The organism is Sphingomonas oligoaromativorans (assembly GCF_011762195.1).
Lineage (GTDB): Bacteria > Pseudomonadota > Alphaproteobacteria > Sphingomonadales > Sphingomonadaceae > Solisphingomonas > Solisphingomonas oligoaromativorans.
Genome location: NZ_JAASQK010000001.1, coordinates 340,684 through 350,445 on the forward strand (window position 1 = coordinate 340,684; position 9,762 = coordinate 350,445).

13 protein-coding genes, 1 tRNA gene and 1 other RNA gene are annotated in these 9,762 nt (G+C 68.1%); 8 read left to right on the forward strand and 7 right to left on the reverse strand.

The features are described 5' to 3' along the window. Positions 1-17 precede the first annotated feature (17 nt). The 4 genes from fliD (at position 18) to FHS98_RS01775 (ending at position 3,312) form a co-directional block, all read left to right on the forward strand. Positions 18-1,739 (forward strand): flagellar filament capping protein FliD, encoded by a 1,722-nt coding sequence (gene fliD, locus FHS98_RS01760; protein WP_167098876.1) that lies wholly within the window; start codon positions 18-20, stop codon positions 1,737-1,739. Between the two features lie 49 nt (positions 1,740-1,788). Beyond that, positions 1,789-2,187 (forward strand): flagellar export chaperone FliS, encoded by a 399-nt coding sequence (locus FHS98_RS01765; protein ID WP_167098879.1) that lies wholly within the window; start codon positions 1,789-1,791, stop codon positions 2,185-2,187. A 103-nt stretch (positions 2,188-2,290) separates the two neighbouring features. Next, a complete protein-coding gene (locus tag FHS98_RS01770; RefSeq protein ID WP_243847804.1) occupies positions 2,291-3,169 on the forward strand; it encodes a winged helix DNA-binding protein in 879 nt (292 codons plus the stop codon). A gap of 68 nt (positions 3,170-3,237) precedes the next feature. Next, positions 3,238-3,312, forward strand: a tRNA-Val gene (locus tag FHS98_RS01775). Positions 3,313-3,537: 225 nt separating this feature from the next. Here the strand turns inward: FHS98_RS01775 and FHS98_RS01780 are convergent. The 6 genes from FHS98_RS01780 to FHS98_RS01800 all read right to left on the reverse strand — a co-directional run bounded on the left by FHS98_RS01780 (position 3,538) and on the right by FHS98_RS01800 (position 5,628). Beyond that, positions 3,538-4,080, reverse strand: a complete 543-nt coding sequence (locus FHS98_RS01780) for a YkgJ family cysteine cluster protein (RefSeq protein WP_167098882.1) — start codon at positions 4,078-4,080, stop codon at positions 3,538-3,540. Between the two features lie 16 nt (positions 4,081-4,096). Then, positions 4,097-4,336, reverse strand: a complete 240-nt coding sequence (locus FHS98_RS01785) for a DUF2842 domain-containing protein (protein ID WP_167098885.1) — start codon at positions 4,334-4,336, stop codon at positions 4,097-4,099. Then, a complete protein-coding gene (locus FHS98_RS01790) occupies positions 4,333-4,920 on the reverse strand; it encodes a 5-formyltetrahydrofolate cyclo-ligase (protein WP_167098888.1) in 588 nt (195 codons plus the stop codon). Before FHS98_RS01790 ends, FHS98_RS01785 begins: the two co-directional genes overlap by 4 nt. Continuing rightward, positions 4,907-5,063: non-coding RNA, 6S RNA (gene ssrS / locus FHS98_RS19125), on the reverse strand. The genes FHS98_RS01790 and ssrS overlap by 14 nt, the downstream gene beginning before the upstream one ends. 12 nt (positions 5,064-5,075) lie before the next feature. After that, on the reverse strand, positions 5,076-5,393 hold the full coding sequence (locus FHS98_RS01795; protein WP_167098891.1) for a cell division protein ZapA: 318 nt from the start codon (positions 5,391-5,393) through the stop codon (positions 5,076-5,078). 4 nt (positions 5,394-5,397) lie between these two features. Next, positions 5,398-5,628 (reverse strand): hypothetical protein, encoded by a 231-nt coding sequence (locus FHS98_RS01800; RefSeq protein ID WP_167098893.1) that lies wholly within the window; start codon positions 5,626-5,628, stop codon positions 5,398-5,400. Positions 5,629-5,855: 227 nt separating this feature from the next. On the opposite strand from FHS98_RS01800, the gene gap reads away from it, so the two are divergent. The 4 genes from gap to FHS98_RS01820 all read left to right on the forward strand — a co-directional run bounded on the left by gap (position 5,856) and on the right by FHS98_RS01820 (position 9,582). Further along, a complete protein-coding gene (gene gap, locus FHS98_RS01805; protein ID WP_167098896.1) occupies positions 5,856-6,863 on the forward strand; it encodes a type I glyceraldehyde-3-phosphate dehydrogenase in 1,008 nt (335 codons plus the stop codon). Between the two features lie 130 nt (positions 6,864-6,993). Then, the gene (locus tag FHS98_RS01810) at positions 6,994-8,190 is read left to right on the forward strand and encodes a phosphoglycerate kinase (RefSeq protein WP_167098899.1); all 1,197 of its coding nucleotides are present in this window, start codon (positions 6,994-6,996) and stop codon (positions 8,188-8,190) included. Then, a complete protein-coding gene (locus FHS98_RS01815; protein WP_167098902.1) occupies positions 8,187-8,615 on the forward strand; it encodes a VOC family protein in 429 nt (142 codons plus the stop codon). Before FHS98_RS01810 ends, FHS98_RS01815 begins: the two co-directional genes overlap by 4 nt. Positions 8,616-8,688: 73 nt before the next feature. Continuing rightward, a complete protein-coding gene (locus FHS98_RS01820) occupies positions 8,689-9,582 on the forward strand; it encodes a fructose bisphosphate aldolase (protein ID WP_167098905.1) in 894 nt (297 codons plus the stop codon). On the opposite strand, the gene FHS98_RS01825 is transcribed toward FHS98_RS01820, so the two are convergent. Further along, positions 9,555-9,755 carry a hypothetical protein gene (locus tag FHS98_RS01825; RefSeq protein ID WP_167098907.1) on the reverse strand — a complete coding sequence of 67 codons (201 nt, stop codon included), beginning with the start codon at positions 9,753-9,755 and terminating at the stop codon, positions 9,555-9,557. The two genes, FHS98_RS01820 and FHS98_RS01825, sit on opposite strands and share 28 nt — an antisense overlap. Positions 9,756-9,762: the final 7 nt, after the last annotated feature.

Genomic DNA, 9,762 nt, shown 5'->3' on the forward strand with positions numbered 1-9,762 from the left:
TCCGAAGAGGAATGGGCATGACGACGACTTCAGCGACAAGCAGCAGCACGGCGGCGTCGACCTCGACGACCTCCTCCTCCTCCTCGTCGTCCAGCACCAGCACGTCCACCAACGCGTCGCTCGGCCAGTCCATCCTGAGCGGCCTCAACGCCGGCGCGGGGATCGACACCGACAATATCATCACCAGCCTGACCGCCGCGCAGAAGGCGTCGCTGGAAGACGGCATCACCGCGAAGCAGGCGACGAACACCGCGCAGCTTTCGGCGGAAGGCTCGATCGCCAGCGATCTCCTCACCTTCTCGCAATCCCTCCAGACGCTCATCAGCGGCGGCTCTCTCCAGGTGCAGCCGGTGTCGTCGAACGCCAATGTGATGAAGGTGACGGCCAAGGCGGGCGTGCCGCTGGGCGATCTCACCTCGACCATCCACGTCGATGCGCTGGCCCAGGCGCAGTCGATCAAGTCGACCACCTTCGCGTCGGGCCAGACCTTCAACAGCGGCACGCTGACCCTGACGGTCTCCGGCGGCTCGCCGATCACGGTCAATGTGGACAGCAGCAACAACACGGTCGCCGGCATCGCCCAGGCGATCAACGCGCAGGGCGGCGCCGTCACCGCGAACGTGGTGACGGCGGCCGACGGCAGCAGCACGCTGGTCCTCAAGGGCAAGACGGGCGCCGCGCAGGCCTTCACCGTCTTGGGCAGCGACACGGGCACGGGCGGCCAGTCGCTCTCCAGCCTTTCCTATGGCGGCGGCGCGACCGGCGGCATGAGCCTCACCACCGCCGCGCAGGACGCGAGCATCACGGTCGACGGCGTCACCGTCACGCGCCCGAGCAACAGCTTCGACGACGTGATTCCGGGCGTCTCCATGACGCTCACGGGCACGGGCGACGTGAGCCTCAGCTCCTCGGTGCCGACCGACGCGATCAACGAGGCGGTCAACGATTTCGTCACGGCCTACAACAGCCTGATGGGCGAGATCACCACCGCGACGGCGGCGGCTTCGAGCGGCGGCACCGCAGGGCCGCTGTACGGCAACACGTCGATGCGCCAGTTGAAGGACCAGCTCTCCAAGCTGACGACCACCGCGCTCACCGCCACGGGCTCGGTCCGCACGCTGGCGGAGCTGGGCGTCGGCACCAACCTCGACGGCACGCTGACGGTCGATCAGACCAAGCTGTCGAAGATGCTGACCAGCTATCCGAACGACGTGGCCGCGATGTTCCAGACATCCCAGTCGAGCAGCTCGGGGCAGGTGCTCATCACCAGCACGGCCGGCGCCGCGGCTTCGGGCGTCTATACCATCACGGGCATCACGCCCGCCCTGAACGGCGGCAACGCCACGGGTTCGGTGAACGGCATACCGATGAACGCGTCGAGCTGGAACCTGACGGCGCCGGTCGGCAGCGGCGCGGACGGCCTCGCGCTCCAGATCCTGTCGGGCGCGCCGGGCACGGCGACGATCACGATCAACCAGGGGCTGGGCGGTGCGCTCCAGACGCTCGCCAATGCGATGACCAACTCCTCCAGCGGCGTGCTCACGGCGCTCAACAAGAGCCTGACCACGCAGAAGAGCAACCTCGCCGACGCGCTCACCAAGGCGGACACGCAGGTGCAGGTCTATCACGACCGGCTGGTCTCTCAGTTCACGACGATGAACACGCTGGTCTCGGGCTACAAGGCGACCCAGAGCTATCTGACGCAACAGGTTGATCTCTGGACGAAATCGACGAGCTGACCCGGTGCTCCACGGCCCCGGAAACGACAGGATTTAGAGGAAGAAGACGATGTTCGCGACAGCGGGATACGCCGCCGCCAAGGCGCGCTACAGCACGATCGATATCGCCAGCAAGGTGGAGGGCGCCACGCCCCACCAGCTCATCGCGGTGCTGTACGAGGAACTCATCAAGTCGCTCGACACGCTGGTGGTGGGCCTCTCCGCCAACGGCACGCTGACCCGCGCGGGCGCGATCCAGCGCAAGGCGCGCGCCAACGCGATCCTGTTCGGGCTGGAGGGCTGCCTCGATCATGAGCAGGGTGGCGAGTTGGCACGCGGCCTGTCCGCCATCTATCGCGAGGCGCGCCGACTGCTGGAGCAGGGGGTCGGCGAGCATGATCCCAAGCCCGTGATCCAGACGCGCGAGATGATTTCGGAGATCGCCTCCGCCTGGGCCAGGATCGGCTGACACTCCGGGGCGATCGGGATCGCTCCGTTTTGGATTTGTTTGAGGGATGACCTCTCTCCGCTCCGGTGCAATACCGGAACGGAGATGGAACGGAGGTCTCCCGATGAACGCCCAGCCCGCTGACATTCTCTATGACCGGTCGTGCGCGCCGGCCGTGCTGTTGTTCGGGGACGATGCGGCGAGGCGCGAGCGTCTGGCGGACCGGATCATCCTGTCGGGGGGCAGGGTGACGGCGAGCGAGCCGATCGACACGGCCGCCGACCGGCTCGATGGTCAGGCCGGGGCGCGGATCGTGGTCGATCTGCGCGAGGATGGCGGGGCGGCGCTGGACGGGCTGCTGATGTGGCTCGACGCGCAGGCCGGGCGGGTGGGGAGGCTCTCCACATTGATCCTGACGCCGCCGGGGCTCATCGACGTGGTGACAGCGCGGATCGCGGATATCGGCGTGCGCATCCTCGTCGATCCCGAGGGCGGCGAACTGGAGGCCGCGCTGGAGGATCTCCTCGCGCCGCCGCCGCCATTGACGTCGGACAGCTCCCGCGAAGAGGAGCAGCGGCTGAGCGACGAGGTAGGGCTGATCGCGCGCCGTCTGCCGCCGTCTGCGCAGGAGGCGGAGCCGATGGTGGAAGGCTCGGCGACGGATGCGCGGCTGGTGCAGGCGATGCTGCGTCTGCGCCGCCTGCGCGGGCAGCATTTCGTGCCGTCGCTGTTCGCCGATCCGGCGTGGGACATCCTGCTCGACCTGATGGGCGCCCGGCTCGGGCGGCGTTCGGTGTCGGCGTCGAGCCTGTGCATCGCGGCGGCGGTGCCGGCGACGACGGCGCTGCGCTGGATCGCGCACATGACGAAGCAGGAGCTTCTCGTCCGCCGCCCCGATCCGCGCGACGGCCGCCGGGTGTTCATCGCCCTTTCCGAGCAGGCGGCGGTGGTGATGCATAACTATCTGGCAGCTGCCCGGCGGATCGTGGCGCCGGCCGGCTGATCGGCGGCATGGCGAAACGGGCTTGCCGGAACGCCAAACCCCGCTAAGAGGCGGCATCCGGCGCATGTGGGCGGTTAGCTCAGCGGTAGAGCGGCTCGTTTACACCGAGCGGGTCGGGAGTTCGATCCTCTCACCGCCCACCAGATGCCTGAGTTCCCGGGGGTGAAGATGCCTTCACCGGCCTTGGGTGCCTCGGCCTTCCGATCGGGGGCTATGATGCGTCTCCCCGTCACCATGATATGATTGCTCGCTTGCCGGGAGGCCGAGATGGTTTCGCATCAGGAGCCGGAAGCTGACCGGCGGCTGGTTTCGAGGCGCGGGTCGCATGGCTTGGGGCGTCGGGTTGCGGGCCGTCCGCACCGGTTCGGCTATCGCCTGAACATCCCATAGCGCGAACACCATGCCTGGACTTCTTCGCTCAGTTCCGCGGGCGGCGTTCGGTCTGAGATCACATAATCGGCGACGTCGCTCTCGGGGTGGATCAGCAGTTTCTGCACGCCATCGTTGAGCCAGACGGGCACGAGTCGATCGCACAGCTCGTCGAGGATATGCTCCGCCATGCCGCTCTCGAACGCCTCCCTCCCGGTGAGCGAACGGACGACGATCGAGACGCCTTCGAGGCAGTTGCGCGGCTCCCGGTTGAAATCCAGCGACACCATCAGGCCGCTGAGATCCGGCCGCGCCGCGTCGGGGAGCGCCTCGATCCTGCGCCAGCCGCAGAACCAGGCCCGACAGACATCCGGGCGCGCCGCGTGGATGGCGCAGCCATGGACCGAGAGATGGTGGCAAGCCTCGCCGGCCGGCTTCTGGAAGTCGGGCGTCTCGATCTTCAGGGCTGCGCAGCAGGCCGTGCAATCGCCGCACGTCCGGCCCTCCACCAGCGGGCCGAGCAGGGTGGCTTCCAAATCCATGATCGCGTCGATGCCCTCAATCCGCCGGGCGTCGCCAGCGTCCCGTCTCGCTCCATGCGAGGATACGGCGCAGCGGTAGAACCCAGATCCACGCCAGCCCGGCGATCACATAGAAGACGCCCTGCGCCAGCGCGGGCCAGCGGCTCACCGGATCGGAGAAATGCACCACCAGCCCCGCCCACAGCGCGATCAGCGCGAGGATCAGGAAAGCGCCCGCCGTGCGGCGCCAGCTCGGCTGATACGGGTCCGGCGTCATGGCGCGATCCACTCCTTCTCGGTGACGATCGCGTGGAGCGGCATGTCCCACGGATCGGGCGCGATGGGCGATGTCTCCTGCACGCTCCACGCGATGCCGATCCGCATAGCCTGCGGGTGAGCCTCGAACCAGCGATCATAGAAGCCGCCGCCCTGTCCGACGCGGTTGCCTGCGCGATCGAAGCCGACCAGCGGCACCAGCAGCATGTCGGGCACCAGCGCCTCTCCGGTCGCGTCGGGCTGGAGGATGCCGGCCAGCCCCGGCGTCAGCGTCGCGTCGGGATGCCAGGCGGCGAAGCGCATCGTCGGGCTTCCTTCCGCGACATGCGGCAGCGCCACCGTGCGGCCGAGATGGAAGGCGCCGAGCAGGAAGGGCAGGATATCGACCTCGCCGCGATGGGCGACATAGCCCGCGATGCTGCCGGGCCGAGCGAGGAGCGGCGCGAGGCGATCATGGACGGCGGCCAGCGCCTCCGCCCGCGCCGTCGCATCCAGTCCCGCGACGAACGCCTGCCGCGCGGCGCGCAACCGGCGGCGGAGGTCCGCCTTGTCGTTCGGTTCGGGGAGGGGTGGTGGGACCGCCATGGCCGTTTGCCGGAATATCCTCTGACGCCGTTAACGTCAGGTGGGGACCATGTAGCACGGACCAAGGCCCGGCCAGGGACGACCCCCTAGGATGTTGAATCGCCTCAGGGATGTTCGCTAAAGCTCGTACCGGGCAGTGCCCACCGCGAACCTATCTAGGAGGCCGGACGCGGCTTCTCAAGCCTCGAAGCGAGGCTTTCGAGCCGTTCGGCGCAATGCTCCATGGCGGCGATGCGCTGGACGTCCTCGGTGCGCGCGCTGGCGGCGGCGCCGCGCGCCTCGTCCAGCTCGTCGGCGAGAAGGAGGGCGGTGAGCAGCAGCTCGCGCGGCTCGTTGCCGCGGCCGATCGAGCGGATGACGTCCGACGCGCGACTGTCGACGAGGCGGGCGAGCATCTTCAGCCGCTCCTCCTCGCCGTCCCGGCACATCACCTCATATTGGCGTCCGCCCACTTCGAGTTTCACCTGCGCCATCGTGTCAGCCCCCCTTCGGCGCACTTGAGGCGCTGTCGATCAGCCGGTCGAGCCGGGCCAATGCATCGCTGGTGCCGTCGCGCAGGCGCTGGTGGCGGGCCTCCAGCTCGGCGAGGCGCGTGTCGACGGCGGCGGAGGGGGCGGCGGGGCCGGCCTGCTCCAGCCGCTCGATGGCGGCTTCGATGCGGCCGAGGGCCTTGTTGAAACGCTCATTGTCCATGATGACAAAACGCATAGCAGGTGGGCGCGGGGCGACAAGCCGCCGTCCGGGGCATCCGGCGCGGTTGACGATCGGTCGGGCGCGGGACAAAGAACCCGCGACCGGGCCGGAATCGCTGGCCCGCCATCATCGGAGGGCCGCAAAACCGTTCGCCTATCACCGGCCTTCCCCGGCCGAGGGCTCGCGTGACGGCGCTCTCTTCCTATTTAGGCCCCCGAACGCTCGCTTTGAGGAGAAACAGAATGGCGGTGAAAGTTGCGATCAATGGCTTCGGCCGCATTGGCCGGCTGGTCGCGCGCGCGATCCTGGAGCGGCCCGATTGCGGGCTCGATCTGGTGTCGATCAACGATCTGGGCGACGCCAAGGCGAATGCCCGCCTGTTCAAGCGTGATTCGGTCCACGGCACCTGGAAGGGCACCGTCGAGGCGGACGGCAACCACATGGTCGTCGACGGCAAGCGCATCCTCGTGACCGCCGAGCGCGATCCGGCGAACCTGCCGCACGCCGCCAACGGCGTCGACATCGCGCTGGAATGCACGGGCTTCTTCACCGACCGCGAATCGGCCGGCAAGCATCTGAAGGCGGGCGCCAAGCGCGTGCTGATCTCGGCGCCGGGCAAGAATGTCGACCTGACGGTCGTGTTCGGCGTGAACGACGACAAGATCACCGCCGAGCACACGATCGTGTCCAACGCGTCCTGCACCACCAACTGCCTCGCGCCGGTGGCCAAGGTGCTCAACGACACGATCGGCATCGAGCGTGGCCTGATGACCACGATCCACGCCTCCACCAACGACCAGAAGATCCTCGACCAGATCCACTCCGACCCGCGCCGCGCGCGCGCCGCCGGCATGTCGATCATCCCGACCACGACGGGCGCCGCCCGCGCGGTGGGCGAGGTTCTGCCGGAGCTGAAGGGCAAGCTCGACGGCTCGGCCGTCCGCGTGCCGACCCCGAACGTCAGCCTCATCGACCTGACCTTCACGCCGAAGCGCGACACCAGCAAGGAGGAGGTCAACGCGATCCTGAAGGCGGCGGCCGAAGGCCCGCTGAAGGGCGTGCTCGACTATACCGACGAACCGCTGGTCTCGATCGATCTCAACGGCGCGCCGGTCTCCTCGACGATCGACAGCCTCGAGACGGCGGTGCTGGAAGGCAAGCTGGTCCGCGTCGTGTCGTGGTACGACAACGAGTGGGGCTTCTCGAACCGCATGGTCGATACGGCCGGCGCGATCGCGAAGACGCTCTGATCGGGGCTTGCTCCGAATAACCCGTTCGCACTGAGCCTGTCGAAGTGCGTGCCCCGAGCGCATCGCTTGTGGCACGTCCTTCGACAAGCTCGGGACGAACGGAAGTTTTTGCCAGTTTGCAGGAGGCGGTATGACGGCGTTTCGGACTCTCGACGACATTGGTGACGTTTCGGGCAAGCGGGTGCTGGTGCGCGAGGATCTGAACGTGCCGATGGACGGCGATCGCGTCACCGACGACACGCGCCTGCGCGCGGCGGCGCCGACCGTCGCCGAACTGGCGGACAAGGGCGCGAAGGTGCTCGTCCTCGCCCATTTCGGCCGCCCCAAGGGCGAGCGGAACCCCGAGATGAGCCTCGCCAAGGTGGTGAAGGCCTTCTCCGAAGTGCTCGGCCGCGAGGTGAGCTTCATCGACGATTGCCAGGGCGCGGATGCGGCCAAGGCGGTCGATGCGCTGGCGCCGGGCGGCATCGCGGTGCTGGAGAACACCCGCTTCCACAAGGGCGAGGAAAAGAACGACCCCGCGCTGGTCGATGCGATGGCTGCGCTCGGCGACCTCTACGTCAACGATGCCTTCTCGGCCGCGCACCGCGCCCATGCCTCGACCGAGGGGCTGGCGCACAAGCTGCCGTCCTATGCCGGCCGCTCGATGCAGGCCGAGCTGGTGGCGCTGGAGAAGGCGCTGGGCAGCCCGGAGCATCCGGTCGCGGCGGTGGTCGGCGGGGCGAAGGTGTCGTCCAAGCTCGATGTGCTCAGGCATCTGGTGACGAAGGTGGACCACCTCATCATCGGCGGCGGCATGGCCAACACCTTCCTCGCCGCGCGCGGGATCGATGTGGGCAAGTCGCTGTGCGAGCACGATCTGACCGGCACCGCGCTCGAAATCCTCGATGCGGCGGACAAGGCCAACTGCACCGTCCACCTTCCTTATGACGTGGTGGTGGCCAAGGAATTCCGCGCCAATCCGCCGGTCCGCACCGTCAACGTCCATGAGGTCGCGGCCGACGAGATGATCCTCGATGTCGGCCCGGCCGCCGTGGAGGCGCTGGCCGATGCGCTCAAGACCTGCCGCACGCTGGTCTGGAACGGCCCGCTCGGCGCGTTCGAGACGCCGCCCTTCGACGCCGCGACGGTCAGCCTCGCGCGCACGGCGGCGGCGCTGACGCAGGACGGCAGCCTCGTCTCGGTGGCGGGCGGCGGCGACACGGTCGCGGCGCTCAACCAGGCGGGCGCGGGCGACGACTTCACCTTCGTCTCCACCGCGGGCGGCGCCTTCCTCGAATGGATGGAAGGCAAGGAACTGCCCGGCGTGGCGGCATTGCTGAAATGATAAATATCCGGGCCATCGACCATGTGGTGCTCCGCGTGGTCGATGCTGCCCGGATGGTGCGTTTCTATGTCGACGTGCTCGGCGCGCGGCTGGAGAAGCATCAGGAGGCGATCGGCCTCCTCCAGCTCCGCGTCGGGGATGCGCTGATCGATCTCGTGCCGGTCGACGGCGAACTGGGCCGCAGGGGCGGCGCCGCGCCCGGCCTTGAAGGGCGCAACGTCGATCATATCTGCTTCCGCGTGCTGCCCTGGGACGGGCCGGCGATTCTCGCCGAACTGGCGCGGCATGGCATCGAAGGCGAGATCGTCTCGCGCTACGGCGCGGAAGGCGACGGCCCTTCGATCTATCTGAACGACCCCGAAGGCAATGCGCTGGAGCTGAAGGGGCCGCCCTGGTCGCCGGTGCCGGGCGCTCCGTCTCGCTGACGGCGTTGTCAGCCTTGCCGTGGCGCGGCTAGCTTCTATCGCAGCGCACAATAGGCATGGAGGAAGGCCGCAAATGACCGATCCGAAGATGATGGCGCAGATGGTGGGCGGGGCCGGTTTCATCGCCGCGCTGGACCAGAGCGGCGGTTCGACGCCGGGCGCGCTCAAGGCCTATGGCTTCGCGGAAGCCGACTTCGCGACCGAAGAGCAGATGTTCGAGCGCATCCACGAGATGCGCGTCCGCATCATCACCGCGCCGAGCTTCAACGGCCGCAAGGTGATCGCGGCGATCCTGTTCGAGAAGACGATGGACGGGCAGGCGAACGGCGTGCCGGTTCCGGCGGCGCTGTGGCAGCGCGGCGTGGTGCCTTTCCTGAAGGTCGACAAGGGGCTGGAGCCCGAGGCCGACGGCGTGCAGCTCATGAAGCCGATTCCCGGCCTCGACGATCTGCTGGCGCGCGGGGCGAAGCTCGGCGTGTTCGGCACCAAGATGCGCTCGGTCATCAAGGCGGCCGATCGCAAGGGCATCGCGGCCATCGTGAAGCAGCAGTTCGAGCTGGCCGAGCAGATTCTCGCGCATGGCCTGATCCCGATCATCGAGCCCGAGGTGCTCATCAAGAGCCCCAATCGCGAGGCGATCGAGGACATCCTCCTCGACGAGCTGACCAAGGCGCTCGACGCCATGACCGGCAGCAAGCGCGTGATGCTCAAGCTGTCGATCCCGGCGAAGGCGGACCTTTACGCGCCGCTGATCGGGCATATGCGCGTGGTGCGCCTGGTGGCGCTGTCGGGCGGCTTCCCGCGGCCGGAGGCGTGCGAGCTTCTCACCCACAATCACGGCATGATCGCCAGCTTCTCGCGCGCGCTGCTGGAGGATCTCCGCCACCAGCAGAGCGACGACGCGTTCGACCGGACGCTGAGCGCCGCGATCGACGAGATTTACGCCGCCTCGGTGGTGAAGGCCTGATCTCGATGAGGATCGCCGCCGCTTCGGATGACGATCCGGCGGCGATCCTCTCTCCTGCCGTCGCGCCGCTCCGGCCCGATACGATGGTCGATCCGGCGCGTCCGATCGAAGTGAGGCGTCGGCGCATCATCTCGGCAATAGCGCATCGGCCGGACGATCCAGTCGCTTTCCATGCCGCCA